Source organism: Paraburkholderia sp. PGU19, assembly GCF_013426915.1.
Classification (GTDB): Bacteria; Pseudomonadota; Gammaproteobacteria; order Burkholderiales; family Burkholderiaceae; genus Paraburkholderia.
This window is the reverse complement of the sequence record NZ_AP023179.1, coordinates 3,627,533-3,642,694: the sequence shown is the minus strand read 5'-3', so window position 1 is coordinate 3,642,694 and position 15,162 is coordinate 3,627,533. Positions and strand designations below refer to the sequence as shown.

Below are 15,162 nucleotides of genomic sequence, written 5' to 3'. Positions count from 1 at the left end.
GGGGCGGCACCTACTTTTCTTTGCCGCCGCAAAGAAAAGTAGGCAAAAGAAAGCGGCTAACACCGCCAGTTCTTGTGTTTGCCTGAGGGCCCCCAACCGGTCCCTCACTTCACACGGCAATCACCTGACCCACGTCCGTTGCCAACGCTCTGAATGAGCGCCTCACCCGCTTCACGCACCCGCGTTGCGGCATGCCGCACCGAATATTCCGCCGCCGCCCAGGTGGCAAACTGTGTGTAGGCCCAAGTGCTCCGCATGCCTCACTTCGGACCGATAGCGCACGCGTTCCACCGTGTTAGAGCGCCAAGCTATACGACGCGACAACCTACACACAGTTTGCCACCTGGGCGGCAGAAACCGTTCGCTGCCGCTAGCTTGTACGCAGGTATTTGAAGTGGGTGAGGCGTTCATTCGAAGCGTTGGCAACGAACGCGAACGAGGACGTTGCCGTGTGAAGTGTAGGACCGGTTGGGGGCCCTCAGGCAAATACAAGAGTTGGCGGTGTTAGCCGCTTTCTTTTGCCTACTTTTCTTTGCGGCGGCAAAGAAAAGTAGGTGCCGCCCCGCACAGGGGCGACGCTTGAAGCACGCTAACGAAACGCGGATGCCAGCGAAAAGTCAACCAACCCAAAACGGCTTGCGCAGCAAACACCATCCTCCGGATGCCAGAACAAAGGCAGGCAAACCAAACCTGCCACGAAGCGAAGCGGAGTGAAAACCCATATTGAATCTGATTATTGGCTGACTATGATCCAAAGGCACTCGACCCCAACTGCCTTGCGGAGAACGCCATGCCGATGTCATCGACGCTGTCTGCAGTTCGCAAGTCTTGCCTGCCTGTGCTGTCCGCTGTAGCGATAATTACCGCATGCATTGCACCTGAACTGTCCGCAGCGGCCTCGCTGCCCGACAAGACGCTCGTCTTCTGTTCGGAAGGCAGTCCAGCCGGATTCGACACCGCGCAGTACACGACCAGCGTCGAGTTCAGCGCCGGCTCATACACCGTCTACAACCGGCTAGTCGAGTTCGGCCACGGCAGCACCGACATCGAGCCGGGGCTCGCCGAAAAGTGGGACGTCTCCAGCGACGGCCTGCAATACACGTTTCACCTGCGCAAAGGCGTGAAGTTCCAGACGACGTCGTTCTTCAAGCCGACGCGCGACTTCAACGCGGACGACGTCGTATTCACGTATACGCGCATGCTCGATCCGGAGCAGCCGTTCCGTAAGGCCTACAACGTGCCGTTCCCGTACTTCACCGATCTCGGCCTCGCGAAGAACATCACCAAGGTCGAGGCGCTCGACCCGTACACCGTGCGCTTCACGCTGAAAGAAGTCGACGCGCCATTCCTTCAGCAGATCGCGATGCCGTTCGCATCGATCCTGTCGGCCGAGTATGCGGACCAGTTGTTGAAGGCCGGGAAGGCGTCCGACATCAACCTGTTCCCCGTCGGCACGGGACCGTTCATTTTCCGCAGCTATACGAAAGACGATTCGATCCGCTTCGACGGTAACCCGAACTACTGGAAACCCGGCGTCGTGAAGGTGAGCAAGCTGATTTTCGCGATCACCGTCGACCCATCCGTGCGTCTGCAGAAGCTCAAACGCAACGAATGCCAGGTGATGAGCTATCCGAAGCCCGCCGACATCGCGCAGATTCAGGCAGATTCGTCGATCGCGCTGCCGCATCAGGTGGGCTTCAATCTGGGCTTCATCGCGTACAACACGACCAAAAAGCCGCTCGACAACGTGCTCGTGCGCCGCGCGCTCGACATGGCCGTCAACAAGAAGGCGATCATCGATTCGGTCTACCAGGGCGCGGGCCAGGCGGCGACCAATCCGATGCCGCCCACCCAATGGGGCTACGACAAGAGCCTGAAAGACGCACCGTACGACGTCGACAAGGCCAAAGGGCTGCTCAAGCAGGCGGGCTACCCGGATGGCTTCGACCTGACGCTGTGGGCGATGCCCGTTTCGCGCCCCTACAACCCGAACGCGCGCCTGATGGCCGAAATGCTGCAGGCGGACTGGGCGAAGATCGGCGTGAACACGAAAATCGTCACCTACGAGTGGGGTGAGTACATCCGCCGCGGACACAGCGGCGAGCATGAGGCGATGCTGATCGGCTGGACGGGCGACTACGGCGACCCGGACAACTGGCTCGGTGTGCTGCTCGGCTGCGACGCGGTGAACGGCAGCAATTTCTCCAAATGGTGCTACAAGCCGTTCGACGACCTAATCAAGGCCGCCCGCAGCACCACCGATACGGCCACACGCACCAGGGACTACACCGAGGCGCAACAGATCTTCAAGGATCAGGTGCCGTTTACGCCGATTGCGCATTCGACCGTTTATCAGCCGCTCTCGAAGGCGATCACCGGCTTCAAGATCGACCCGTTTGGCCCGACCCAGTTCTGGAACGTCGGTCTCAAGTAGGTAATTTACTGCTTCTCTCCCCAATTTCGCTCTAATCCGGGACGGTTGCCGCGCCAGGCGCGGCAACCCGGATGTAAGCTGTTTCCGATCGTCAACAAAGTTAATTTCCTCCAATTGCGGCCCCTGGCAAAGCTCAGTAATATCGCGCTACGCTGGTTTTAGCCGGCGATGATCCTGGAGGAAACATGAAGCAAAACAAACTGTTGCGCGCGGCACGGCTCACGATGCTGGCCGCGACGGCAGCGGCATCGATGGCGGGGACCCAACTGGCGAACGCCGCCGATATCCCGAACAAAACCCTCGTCTACTGCTCGGAAGGCAGCCCGGCAGGTTTTGATCCGGCGCAATACACCACGGGCGTGGATTTCACGGCCAATACGTTTACCGTCTATAACCGCCTCGTCGAGTTCGAACGCGGCGGCACGAAGGTCGAGCCGGGCCTAGCAGAAAAGTGGGATGTCTCGCCGGACGGCAAGACGTACACGTTCCATCTGCGCCACGGCGTCAAGTTCCACACCACGTCATGGTTCAAGCCGACCCGCGAATTCAACGCGGATGACGTCGTGTTCACGTTCCAGCGCATGCTGGACACGAACCAGCCGTTCCGCAAGGCTTACCCGGTGCAGTTCCCGTACTTCACCGACATGGGCCTCGACAAGCTGATCGAGAAGGTCGAAAAGGTCGACCCGTACACGGTCAAGTTCACGCTGAAGGAAGTCAACGCGCCGTTCATCCAGAACCTGGCAATGGAATACGCGTCGGTCCTTTCGGCTGAATATGCGGATTCGCTGATGAAGGACGGCAAGGCCGCCGACATCAACCAGAAGCCGGTCGGCACGGGCCCGTTCATCTTCCGCAGCTACACGAAAGACGCGACGATCCGTTTCGACGGCAATCCGGATTACTGGAAGCCCAACACCGTCAAGATCTCGAAGCTGATCTTCTCGATCACGCCGGATGCTGGCGTGCGCGTGCAGAAGCTCAAGGCCGGCGAATGCCAGGTGATGAGCTATCCGCGTCCCGCCGACATCGCGCCGCTGAAGGCCGATTCGAGCATTGACATGCCGTCGCAGCCGGGTTTCAACCTGGGCTATCTGGCGTACAACGTGACGCACAAGCCGGTCGACAAGCTCGAAGTGCGTCAGGCGCTCGACATGGCGATCAACAAGAAGGCGATCATCGATTCCGTGTATCAAGGCGCTGGCCAGGCCGCGACGAACCCGATGCCGCCGACGCAATGGTCGTACGACAAGAACCTGAAGATGCCGACGTACGATACGGAAAAGGCCAAGGCGCTGCTCGCCAAAGCTGGCTTCCCGAACGGTTTCGACATCACGCTGTGGGCCATGCCCGTGCAGCGCGCGTACAACCCGAACGGCAAGCTGATGGCGGAAATGATCCAGGCCGACTGGGCCAAGATCGGCGTCAAGGCGAAGATCGTCACGTACGAATGGGGTGAGTACATCAAGCGCGCGCACGCGGGCGAAGACGACACGATGCTGATCGGCTGGACGGGCGACAATGGCGACCCGGACAACTGGCTCGGTACGCTGCTCGGCTGCGACGCGGTGAACGGCAACAACTTCTCGAAGTGGTGCTACAAGCCGTTCGACGAACTCGTGCAGAAGGGCCGTGAAACGACGGCTCAGGCTGACCGCACGAAGGCGTATGTGCAGGCGCAGCAGATCTTCGCGCAGCAACTGCCGTTCTCGCCGATCGCCCACTCGACGGTGTATCAGCCGGTCAGCAAGAAGGTTGTCGATATGCGCATCGAGCCGCTCGGCTACGCGCGCTTCGACGGCGTGAGCATGAAGTAAATCACGTGATGCGGTGGGCTTCGTTGCCTGCTGCATCCCATACGCAGTACGCTTTTCGTTCGGTTAGAAGACTGGTCGAAATGGTCCGGCGACCGGGGTCACGAGCCCTCGTCGCCGGTTGCGTTTTTTCTCACCAAGACCATAGGGACGAACCATGTTCCGATTCGTTTTGCGCCGCATCGGGATGGTCATACCGACTTTCATCGGTATCACGATCCTCGCGTTTGCGCTCATTCACCTGATTCCGGGCGACCCCATCGAAGTCATGATGGGCGAGCGCGGCGTCGACCCGGCCATGCACGCGGCTGCGATGCATCGCCTCGGGCTCGACGAACCTCTGCCCATCCAGTACCTCCATTACGTCGGCCACGCGCTGCAGGGGAACCTCGGCACGTCGATCATCACCAATACCAGCGTGATGGACGAATTCCTGGCCCGTTTCCCCGCCACCGTCGAACTGTCGATCTGCGCGATGATGTTTGCGTTGATCGTCGGCCTGCCGGCAGGCGTGTTCGCTGCGCTGCGGCGCGGCACGGCAGTCGATCACGGCGTGATGGGCACGGCGCTCACCGGCTATTCGATGCCGATTTTCTGGTGGGGCTTGATCCTCATCATGTTCTTCTCGGCGAAGCTCGGCTGGACGCCCGTGTCGGGCCGCATCGCGGTCGAGTACGACATTCCGCACGTGACCGGCTTCCTGCTGATCGACTCGCTGCTGCCCGGCACGGACGAAGGCTCGTTCCGCTCGGCGCTGTCGCATCTGATCCTGCCGTCGATCGTGCTCGGCACGATCCCGCTCGCCGTGGTCGCGCGGATGACGCGTTCGTCGATGCTCGAAGTGCTGCGCGAAGACTACATCCGCACCGCGCGCGCGAAGGGCTTGTCGCCGGGACGCGTGATCGTCGTGCATGCGCTACGTAACGCGCTGATTCCCGTCGTGACGGTGATCGGTTTGCAGGTTGGCACGCTGCTCGCGGGCGCGGTGCTGACGGAGACATTGTTCTCGTGGCCGGGCATCGGCAAATGGCTGATCGACGCGATCGGCCGGCGCGACTATCCCGTCGTGCAGGGCGGTATCCTGATGATCGCGACGCTCGTGATCGTAGTGAACCTCGTCGTCGACCTGTTGTACGGCGTGCTCAACCCACGCATCCGCCATACGAGGTAATACCGTGGCAGACATTCAAAATACAGTCCCCCAGGCAGTCACCCCTCCGAGCGGCCGTGCACTGGCCGCCCGCGAGTTCTGGTCCAACTTCTCGCGCAACCGCGGCGCAGTCGGCGCGGGCATCATCGTGCTGGTGCTGATCATCGTCGCGATCTTCGCGCCGCTGATCGCCCCGCACAGCCCGATCGAGCAATACCGCGATTCCGTGAAGATTCCGCCTGCATGGCTCGACGGTGGCAACTGGAAATTCATTCTCGGCACCGACGAAGCAGGCCGCGACATTCTTTCGCGCCTGATGTACGGCGCGCGGCTGTCGTTCTGGATCGGCTTTGTTTCCGTGGTGCTCGCGCTGATTCCCGGCATCGTGCTCGGTCTGCTCGCCGCGTTCTTCGAGAAATGGGCCGACACGCCCATCATGCGCATCATGGACGTGCTGCTCGCGCTGCCGTCGCTGCTGCTCGCAGTGGCCGTGGTGGCCATTATCGGTCCCGGCCTGGTGAACACGATGCTCGCCATCGCGATCGTCGCTCTGCCGGGTTACGTGCGTCTGACGCGCGCATCGGCGCTCGGCGAGTTGCACAAGGAGTATGTGATGGCCTCGCGCGTCGCGGGTGCGGGCACGGCTCGCCTGATGTTCTCGCAGGTGCTGCCGAACTGCACCGCGCCGCTGATCGTCCAGGCCACGCTGGGCTTTTCGTCGGCGATTCTCGATGCCGCCGCGCTCGGCTTCCTCGGCCTCGGCGTGCAGCCGCCGTCGGCGGAGTGGGGCGCGATGCTCGCGTCGGCACGCGACTACATCGACAGCGCATGGTGGATCGTCACCATGCCCGGTCTCGCCATCCTGATCTCGGTGCTCGCGATCAACCTGCTCGGCGACGGGCTGCGCGACGCACTCGACCCGAAACTCAAAAGGCTGGCCTGACATGAGCAACGGTAACCTATTGACCATCCGCAATCTTGCGGTGAACTTCAGCGGCCTGCCCGCTGTCGATCGAATCAATCTGAACGTGGCGCCGGGCGAAGTGGTCGGCGTGGTCGGCGAATCGGGCTCGGGCAAGAGCGTGACGATGATGGCGCTGATGGGCCTGATCGACGCGCCCGGCAAGGTCACCGCCGACGAAGTCACCTTCGACGGCAAGGATCTGCTGAACGCGACGCCCAATCAACGCCGCAAGATCATCGGCAAAGACGTGGCGATGGTGTTTCAGGACGCGCTGACGAGCCTGAACCCGAGCTACACCGTCGGCTATCAGATCAAGGAAGTGCTGAAGCTGCACGAAGGCCTGAAGGGCGACGCGCTCAACAAACGCGCGCTCGAACTGCTCGATCAGGTCGGCATTCCCGACGCGAAGAACCGCATCAACACGTTCCCGCATCAGATGTCGGGCGGCATGAATCAGCGCGTGATGATTGCAATGGCTGTCGCGTGCAACCCGAAGCTGCTGATCGCCGACGAACCGACCACCGCGCTCGACGTGACCATTCAGGCGCAGATCATGCAACTGCTGGTGCAGTTGCAGAAAGATCGCGGCATGGCGCTCGTGCTGATTTCGCACGATCTGGCCGTGGTGTCGGAAGTCGCGCAGCGCGTGGCCGTGATGTACGCGGGCGAAGTGATCGAAACGAACCGCGTGCCCGATATCTTCAAGGCGCCGCATCATCCGTACACGGAAGCGCTGCTGGCGGCGATTCCCGAGCACAACGTCGGCGCCGTGCGGCTGGCTGCGCTGCCGGGCATGGTGCCGGGACGCGACGACCGTCCTAAAGGGTGTCTGTTCGCGCCGCGCTGCAAGTACGTCGTCGACGATTGCAACAAGGCGCGGCCCGCGCTTTCGCCGCTGGCCGATCACGACCCCGCCGCGCAGGTTCGCTGCATCAAGCCGCTGAACCTCGTCCGCGATGCCATTCACCCGGGAGGCGCACGATGAACGCAGTACCCGAAACGCGGCGCCCCGATGGTGACAGGCCCGGCAAGCCCGCAGGCGATCACGTGCTGATCGCCGACAACCTCGCGCGTCACTACGACGTGAAGCGCGGCATGTTCGGCCACGGCACCGTCAAGGCGCTGAACGGTGTGTCGTTTCATCTGGAGCGCGGCAAGACGCTCGCCGTGGTCGGCGAATCCGGCTGCGGCAAGTCGACGCTCGCGCGTCAGTTGACGATGATCGAAGCGCCGTCCGCCGGGCGTCTGCTGATCGACGGCGAAGATGTCGCGGGCGCGAGCCACGAGAAAATCGCGCAGTTGCGTCGCCGCGTGCAGATGGTGTTCCAGAATCCGTTTGCATCGCTCAATCCGCGCAAGACCGTCGAGCAGACGCTGGGCGAGCCGCTCGCGATCAACACGCAATTGAGCGCCAGCGAGCGCGGCGAACGCATTGCCCACATGATGCGCACCGTCGGCCTGCGGCCTGAGCACGCGAAGCGTTATCCGCATATGTTCTCGGGCGGGCAGCGCCAGCGTGTCGCGATTGCGCGCGCGATGATTCTCGATCCGCAGATCGTCGTCGCCGATGAACCCGTCTCCGCGCTCGACGTGTCGATCCAGGCGCAGATCCTGAACCTGTTCATGGACCTGCAGGATCAGTTCAAGACGAGCTATGTGTTCATCTCGCACAATCTGTCGGTGGTCGAGCATATCGCCGACGACGTGATGGTGATGTACTTCGGCGGCGTTGCCGAGCTCGGCGACAAGAAGCGCATCTTCAGCAAGCCGCGTCATCCGTACACGCGCGCACTGATGTCGGCGACACCGTCGATCTTCGAAGCCGATCGCCGCATCCAGATCAAGCTGCAAGGCGAAATGCCTTCGCCGCTCAATCCGCCGTCGGGCTGTACGTTCCATCAGCGTTGCCCGTATGCTATCGAGCGTTGCCGCAAAGAAGAGCCGAAGCTGCGTGAAGTGGATGGTCGCCAGGTGTCGTGTCACCGCGCCGAGGAGGTGGGGGACGACGCGAATGCATGATGGGGTGGCGGCGCGTGTTGTTGCGCGCCGTCATGCGCGTCGTTAGCATGTGAAGCCTATGAAACATGCGGGCGGCGCGCGCGCTGCGTCTTCACATCGGCGGGTTGCGCGCGTCCTGATGGGCGCGCTGCTCGTCGTGGCGGCGCAATGTCCGTTGCTGCCGTTTCATCCGTTCGCTGTGATCGCCTCCGCGCATGCCGCAGGGGCTTCGGCGAATACGCCTGTGCAGGCCGCGCAGGCCAATCAGGTCGGCCGTCCGGCCGTTCCCGTTCCGCACACCCCGTCGCAACCGCGCGCGACGCTGCCCGGCTTCAACCCGCCGCCTTCGTATGCGAGCGGCACCACGGCGAGCGGCCCCGTGCGCGCGCAACCGGCGCGCATGCCTTTCTATGTCGCAACGCGCGGCAGGACCACGATTTATCTTCTGGGCACGCTGCATGTCGGCGATCCCAACGACTATCCTCCGAACCAGCCATTCCGCGCGCCGATTCTCGGTGCGTTAGCCGCATCGCCCACTCTGGCGCTCGAACTGTCGCCCGACGATCTGCTCGTCTCGCAGGACGATGTGTCGAAGTACGGCATCTGCTCGTATGAATGTCTGCCGAAGCTGTTGCCCGAACCGTTGTGGCACAAGCTCGCGATGCGTCTGCGTGCCAATCCTGCCGCGCTCGATGAAATCCGCAAGATGCGGCCGTGGCTCGCGTCCTTGCTGGTCGAAACCTACGATTCGCTGAGCGCCGGGCTACAGACGGAATACGGCACGGAAGCGCAGTTGCAGAACGTGTATCTGCGGCAGAAGGGAAAGATTGTCGGGCTGGAGAAGCTCGGCGAACAGATGCGCGCGTTCACGGGGCTCACGCTGGCGCAGCAGCGCGAAATGCTTGCGCAGGATCTCGTGCAGACGCCCGCTGAGAATGTTGCCGACGTGCGAACCTTGCACCGGCTATGGCGCGTAGGCGACGCGGATGCGATCAGCGCGTGGGAAGCTGCGAAGTCGGAAAAGCTCGCACGCGACAAGCGCATCTCCGCGCAGGTGGATAACAAGATCCTGTTCGATCGCAACCGGCGCTTCGTCAACCGGATGCTGCTGATCGCTGCGCCGAACAAGCCGGTGTTCGTCGCGATCGGCGCGCTGCATCTGGGCGGGCAAAAAGGTGTGCTGCAGTTGTTGCGGCAGCGGGGGTTTGTTGTCGAATCTTTTTGATGAGCGCGCGGCCTGTGCGCTCAACGTGAGCGACGGTTAGACGCTCGCGCCTACAGCGCCGAAGGCGCCGTTGGCGACACGTCCACGGCCCGTTTGCGACGCGAGCATCAGCGCGGCTTCCAGCGCGTCGAGCGACTGCTCTTTCGAACCGCTCGTTTCAGACAGACGTTGACCGTGCGTGCATTCAGCGACAGCAACGCGCGATAGTGCTCGTCGGCATCGTCGAATCGCATCAGGCGGTCGAGCGCCGAGCCGAGATTGAGATGCACGTCGGCGAGCGTCGGGTCGATCTTCAGCGCCTCGCGATAGTGATGCACCGCTTCACCGAGCTTGCCTTCGGATTCGAGCGCAACGGCGATGTTGTTGTGCGGATCGGGCGAGCGCGGATCGAGCGCCAGCGACACACGATAGCAGCGCAGCGCGAGCGCTTTTATCTCCGAGCGCATCGGCCACGAAGCCGCGGTCGTTCCAGCACTCTGCGTTGTCCGGTTCGAGTTCGAGCGAAAGATCGATGTATTCGAGCGCCAGCGTATGCTGGCCGCGCTGATGCAGAAGCACGCCGTAGTAGTGCAGCGCATCCGGCTGTTCCGGGCAGACCGCGAGCGCTTCGTGGTACAGCGACTCGGCTTCGATGAAGCGGCAAGCGCGATGCGCTTCGAGCGCGAACGCGAGCGTGACGGAGAAAAGCGGGGTGGTGGAAGTGGAAGCGGTGGAAGTAGAAGCGGCGGATTGCGGTTGCATGGCGATGCTCTCCAGACTCTCGAAAGAGCCGGCGCAGACCTGTCGATGCGCCGGACTATGAACGATGGAACGTTCACAGGTTAGGTCCGGGGCCTCGGCCAAACCATCAGACGCATCCTAATAATGGCGGCGCGCCTTTTGAAACAAGCCGCGCGGACGGATCGCTTATCCTGGAAATAGGATTCGGCGAACCGCCCGCAGCCGGCAACCGCACAAGAGCGCTACAGGAACATCAGGAAGTTGAGCAGGAAGATATTCACGACGAGCAGCGTGAGCGCCGTCGGAACCTGCACTTTGATCACCGCGTTCTTGTCGGGGAGTTCGAGCAGCGCGGCGGGCACCATGTTGAAGTTCGCGGCCATCGGCGTCATCAGCGTGCCGCAGTAGCCGGAGAACATGCCGATCGCGACCATCACCGCCGGGTTGCCGTGAAACACGTTGACGAGGATCGGCACGCCGACGCCGCCCGTCATCACTGGGAAGGCCGCGAAGCCGTTGCCCATCACCATCGTGAAGAGCGCCATGCCGATGCAGTAGACGGCCACCGCGATCAGCCGGTAGTCGAGGCTGATGTAAGCCGTCGTCACGTGCGCGACAGCCTTGCCGACGCCCGCGTCGGAGAACACGAGGCCGAGCATGCCGAGCATCTGCGGCAAAACGGCCGCCCACGACAGCGCATCGACGAGACGCCGCGCTTCCTTCATCGACTGACCGACGGTGTCGCGCGTCATGACGCAGGCGAACGCCAGTGCGATCACGCAGCCGATACCGAAGCCGATCAGCGTGACATTCTTCTGCTCGACCAGCGGCGTGCCGCCGAACACCAGATGGCTCGCCGACAACGTGACGATCACCGTGACGACGGGAATCGTCAGCGCGGGGACGAACAGCTTGTTGCCGAGACGCGCGGCGCTCGCCTTGCGCGTTGCTTCGGATAGCACTTTGGGTTTGCCCGCTGTCACGCCGCCGAAGCCCGCGATCAGCGCCATCGCGATGACGAGCACGCCCACCAGTTCGGCGGGCAGCTTGTCGCCGACCAGGAAGATCAGCGCGTAGATGATCCAGAAGCCGCCCGCCGTGAAGCGGCGCGGATGATCCTTATCGGTGGCGATCATGCCGCCGATCACCAGCAGCACGATGCCGAGCAGCCAGAACAGATAGTTGATGGTGAGTGTCATGCTTCGTCCCCGGTCGTGCGCGTCGCGTTGTGGCTCGCGTGGTTGTTCGTGTTGACGTTCGCGGCGCCTTGCGATGCCGCGTTGCCGCGCAACTCGCGTTCGAGCTTGCGATCGAGCAGCCAGAGCCGGAAGCCGTGGATCAGGAAGGCGCTGATGGCCGTGGGAATGCCCCACAGCGCGACGTGCATCGGCTCGACGGTGATGCCCGCTTCCTTCAGGAACGTGACCATCAGCACGATCGCGCCGAACGCGACGAAGATGTCTTCGCCGAAGAACAGGCCGACGTTGTCCGTGGCCGCCGAGAACGCGCGCAGCTTGTAGCGCACGGCATCGCTGAGCTTGCCGAAGCGCGTTTCCGTGGCGCCTTCCGCCATCGGCGCGATCAACGGACGCACCATCTGCGGATGCCCGCCGAGGCCCGTCAGACCGACGGCCGCCGTCAGTTCGCGCACGAGCAGATAGACGATCAGCAGACGCCCGGCCGTCGCGGCCTTGATGCTGGCGATCCACGTCTGCGCGCGCTCGCGCAGCCCGTGCCGTTCGAGCAGGCCGATCACCGCGAGCGGCAACAGGATGATGAGGGGGATATTGCGTGTCTTGATGAAGCCGCTGCCGATCGCGGCCAGGATTCTGTCCGGCGGAAAGTGCGCGGCGATGGCGGTGATGACCGCGGCGGCGGCCACGATCAGCATCGGGTTGAAGCGCAACACAAACCCGACGATGATGACCGCGACTCCAATGAGCGGCCATAGGTTGACGGTTGACTGCATCTAGATCTCCAGAGGTGGTCCTGCATTGGGACACCGCTCGTGGCGGCGAACTGTAATGACGCCGTGCCCTGGTTTTTTTGGGGGCCGGCTTTCCTCGTTGCCCTGTGGCTCTTCGGTGGCCACTCAGGCTGCACTGCCCTGTCGTTGCTGCGGGTACTTCTCTACGGTTGCTGCCGAACTTGTGCTGCTTCAAAAAGCCGTTGGCAACTGGCAATGTTGCTTTCTGGCTCACTTCCTGGAAAACGCCCCGCGAAAAGCGGGGCGTCGAGTGTTGCGTAATTGCCTTCAATCAGAGCCGTAAGCGCTCAGCGTCCAACAATCAGACGCGCGCTGCGCCGGCCGCATGCACGCCGATGCCGGCCGCTTCGAGCGCCTTGCGGATGCGGCGCGCGAACGCGAGCGCATGCGGGCCGTCGCCATGCAGACAGATGGTCTGCGCGTTCAGCTGCACCCATTCGCCGCTCACGGCCTGCACGCGCTGCTCGCGCACCATCGCCAGCGTGCGTTGCAGCACTTCTTCTTCGTCGTCGAGCAGCGCGCCCGGCTCCTTGCGCGGCACGAGCGAGCCGTCCGCGCGATAGCCGCGATCGGCGAACACTTCTTCGATGGCGACCAGCCCCGCGTCGCGCGCGGCCGTCACCAGCCCGCTGTTGGCGAGCGCGAACACGGCCACGGACGGATCGAAGTCATGCACGGCGGAGACGATCGCGTCGGCGATCTTCGGGTCGCGCGCGGCCTGGTTGTAGAGCGCGCCGTGCGGCTTCACGTGCGCGATGCGCCCGCCCTCGGCCTGCGCGATCGCCGACAGCGCGCCGAGCTGATACAGCACGCCCGCGTAGATCTCGCCCGCGGGCAAGTCCATTTCCTTGCGGCCGAAGTTCTCCGGGTCGTTGAAACTCGGATGCGCGCCGATCGACACGCCTTTCTCCACTGCCCAGCGCACGCATTCACGCATCGCATTGGGTCCGCCCGCATGCCAGCCGCACGCGATGTTCGCCGAGCTGACGAGATCGAGCAGCGCCTCGTCGGAGCCGCATCCTTCGCCGAGATCGGCGTTCAAATCGATTTCCATGATGTCCTCGTAGGTCTTACACGGCTGCGGACGCGGCGAGCCGCGCGCAGCGTTCTTCATGCATGCCGATTGCGGCATCGATTTGCCGCAGATACTTGCGTTCTTCGATCAGCGCCTGGCGGGCCTCGTAAGGCGTGGTCGGAATGAAGCGGACCGCGCCGTTCAGGCGCACCTGCGCGAGCTTCCATAAATCAGCGTGAATCACCGCGCCGATCTTCGGATAGCCGCCCGTGGTCTGCGCGTCGCTCATCAGGATGATCGGCTGACCGTTCGGCGGCACCTGGATCGTGCCGGGCATCACCGCGTGCGACAGCAGATCGCTCTTGTGCGTGCGCTTGAGTTCGGTGCCCGCCAGCCGGAAGCCCATGCGGTTGCTATTCGGCGTGACGAGCCACTCGTCGTTCCAGAAGGCGCTTTGCGCGTCGGCGGTGAAGCTGTCGTACTCAGGGCCGGGCAGCACGCGAATGGGCGGCGCCCACGCGACCCCCGACGGATGACGGCCGCGCCGCACCGGCTCGTCGACGAGCACGAACTTGCACCAGGCGGGCGCTTTCACGCCGAACTCGGGTGCGTCGGGCGAAAAGCCGGACCCCGCGCCGGCACGCGGCACGCCGACGGGCAGGCGGTCGCCGTCGCGCAGCGCGCGGCCGCCCAGGCCGCCGAAGCCCGCCTGCAGGTCGGTGCTGCGCGAGCCGAGCATGGGCAGCACATCGACGCCGCCTGCGATGCACACGTAGCCGCGCATACCGCGCTTCGCCGCGTTCAGCGTCAGTTCCTGGCCGGCCTGCACGGGCAGGCTCCAGTACGAATAGACGGGCTTGCCGTCGAGCGTCGCGCCGAACTCGGTGCCCGTGATCGCGACGCGTGTCGGGCGCAGAAAGCGCAGCACGGTCGGGCCGAAGGTGATTTCGAGCCCGGCGGCATCGGGCCGGTTGCCGACCAGGCGATTGCCCACTTCGAGCGACAGCCTGTCGAGCGCACCGCCCATCGCGACGCCGAGGTGCCGGAAGCCGTGCCGGCCCAGGTCCTGAATCGTGGTCAACAGACCCGCGCGTATCACGTCGATCATGCGTGCAGCCCCGCGATGGTGAAGCGGACGCGATCGCCCGGTTGCAGAAGGGTGGGCGGCGTGCGCGACGGGTCGAAGAGCTTCAGCGCCGTGCGGCCGATCAGTTGCCAGCCACCCGGCGAAGTGGCCGGATAGATGCCCGTCTGCGCGCCGCCGATGCCGACCGAACCGGCGGGCACTTCGAGCCGCGGCTCGGCGCGACGGGGCGTGTGCAGTGCCGCTTCGAGCCCACCCATGTAGGCGAAGCCGGGCTGGAAGCCGAGGAAGAACACGATGTACTCGCCGCCCGCATGCCGTTCGACGACTTCCTTCACCGTGAGGCCCGTGTGATCGGCCACCGTCTTTAGATCCGGGCCGAACTCGCCGCCGTACTGCACGGGGATTTCCACCTCGCGGCCCAGGTCTTGCGCGATGCCTGGCTGCTCCCACGCGGCCTTGAGCCGGGCCGTCAGGTCGTCGGGATCGGCTTCGAGGGGATCGAAGATCACGGTCAGGTTGTTCATGCCGGGCACCACTTCGAGCACGTGCGGCCAGTCGCGCGCGGCCTGGGCGGCCGACCACACGCGGCGCTGGCAATCCAGCGTGGCAGGTGGCGGCGCTTCGCAGACTAGCGCGGTATCGCCAAACGGAAAGATGCGGGGTTCAGTCATCAATATCCTGGGTCAAGTAGAGAAGCAGCAGATTCGTCCGACGATGCATGCTAACTTCTCACGACAGAGCTAGCCTACATTCTCAATAAAATATCGA

14 protein-coding genes are annotated in these 15,162 nt (G+C 63.4%); 8 read left to right on the top strand and 6 right to left on the bottom strand.

The features are described from left to right. Window positions 1-790: 790 nt before the first annotated feature. The 7 genes from H1204_RS16655 to H1204_RS16625 all read left to right on the top strand — a co-directional run bounded on the left by H1204_RS16655 (window position 791) and on the right by H1204_RS16625 (window position 9,585). The gene (locus H1204_RS16655) at window positions 791-2,434 is read left to right on the top strand and encodes an ABC transporter substrate-binding protein (protein WP_180729148.1); all 1,644 of its coding nucleotides are present in this window, start codon (window positions 791-793) and stop codon (window positions 2,432-2,434) included. Window positions 2,435-2,619: 185 nt separating this feature from the next. Beyond that, complete coding sequence (locus H1204_RS16650; protein ID WP_180729147.1) at window positions 2,620-4,251, top strand: ABC transporter substrate-binding protein; 1,632 nt, start codon at window positions 2,620-2,622, stop codon at window positions 4,249-4,251. Window positions 4,252-4,405: 154 nt separating this feature from the next. Then, window positions 4,406-5,419 carry an ABC transporter permease subunit gene (locus tag H1204_RS16645; RefSeq protein ID WP_180729146.1) on the top strand — a complete coding sequence of 338 codons (1,014 nt, stop codon included), beginning with the start codon at window positions 4,406-4,408 and terminating at the stop codon, window positions 5,417-5,419. Window positions 5,420-5,423: 4 nt separating this feature from the next. After that, window positions 5,424-6,341: an ABC transporter permease subunit gene (locus tag H1204_RS16640; protein ID WP_180729145.1), complete on the top strand. Its 918-nt coding sequence runs from the start codon at window positions 5,424-5,426 to the stop codon at window positions 6,339-6,341. A 1-nt stretch (window position 6,342) separates the two neighbouring features. Continuing rightward, complete coding sequence (locus H1204_RS16635) at window positions 6,343-7,347, top strand: ABC transporter ATP-binding protein (protein ID WP_180729144.1); 1,005 nt, start codon at window positions 6,343-6,345, stop codon at window positions 7,345-7,347. Then, window positions 7,344-8,381, top strand: coding sequence for a peptide ABC transporter ATP-binding protein (locus tag H1204_RS16630; protein WP_243468523.1), 1,038 nt, complete (start codon window positions 7,344-7,346; stop codon window positions 8,379-8,381). Before H1204_RS16635 ends, H1204_RS16630 begins: the two co-directional genes overlap by 4 nt. A 58-nt stretch (window positions 8,382-8,439) precedes the next feature. Then, window positions 8,440-9,585 carry a TraB/GumN family protein gene (locus H1204_RS16625; protein ID WP_180729143.1) on the top strand — a complete coding sequence of 382 codons (1,146 nt, stop codon included), beginning with the start codon at window positions 8,440-8,442 and terminating at the stop codon, window positions 9,583-9,585. Between the two features lie 107 nt (window positions 9,586-9,692). Here the strand turns inward: H1204_RS16625 and H1204_RS51405 are convergent, their stop codons facing one another. After that, window positions 9,693-10,031, bottom strand: a complete 339-nt coding sequence (locus H1204_RS51405; protein ID WP_243468522.1) for a tetratricopeptide repeat protein — start codon at window positions 10,029-10,031, stop codon at window positions 9,693-9,695. Window positions 10,032-10,116: 85 nt separating this feature from the next. Here H1204_RS51405 and H1204_RS51400 point away from each other — a divergent pair, with 85 nt between their 5' ends. Beyond that, the gene (locus tag H1204_RS51400) at window positions 10,117-10,410 is read left to right on the top strand and encodes a hypothetical protein (RefSeq protein ID WP_243468521.1); all 294 of its coding nucleotides are present in this window, start codon (window positions 10,117-10,119) and stop codon (window positions 10,408-10,410) included. A 137-nt stretch (window positions 10,411-10,547) separates the two neighbouring features. Here the strand turns inward: H1204_RS51400 and H1204_RS16615 are convergent, their stop codons facing one another. From H1204_RS16615 to pxpB, 5 genes are all read right to left on the bottom strand, one after another. Continuing rightward, entirely contained in the window at window positions 10,548-11,504 is a 957-nt protein-coding gene (locus tag H1204_RS16615) for a DUF979 domain-containing protein (protein WP_180729142.1), read from the bottom strand. Then, on the bottom strand, window positions 11,501-12,274 hold the full coding sequence (locus tag H1204_RS16610; RefSeq protein WP_180729141.1) for a DUF969 domain-containing protein: 774 nt from the start codon (window positions 12,272-12,274) through the stop codon (window positions 11,501-11,503). Before H1204_RS16610 ends, H1204_RS16615 begins: the two co-directional genes overlap by 4 nt. Before the next feature lie 319 nt (window positions 12,275-12,593). Then, window positions 12,594-13,346 carry a 5-oxoprolinase subunit PxpA gene (gene pxpA / locus H1204_RS16605; protein ID WP_180729140.1) on the bottom strand — a complete coding sequence of 251 codons (753 nt, stop codon included), beginning with the start codon at window positions 13,344-13,346 and terminating at the stop codon, window positions 12,594-12,596. 16 nt (window positions 13,347-13,362) lie between these two features. Then, window positions 13,363-14,415 (bottom strand): biotin-dependent carboxyltransferase family protein, encoded by a 1,053-nt coding sequence (locus tag H1204_RS16600; protein ID WP_180729139.1) that lies wholly within the window; start codon window positions 14,413-14,415, stop codon window positions 13,363-13,365. After that, window positions 14,412-15,065 (bottom strand): 5-oxoprolinase subunit PxpB, encoded by a 654-nt coding sequence (gene pxpB / locus H1204_RS16595; protein WP_180729138.1) that lies wholly within the window; start codon window positions 15,063-15,065, stop codon window positions 14,412-14,414. Before pxpB ends, H1204_RS16600 begins: the two co-directional genes overlap by 4 nt. Window positions 15,066-15,162 lie beyond the last annotated feature (97 nt).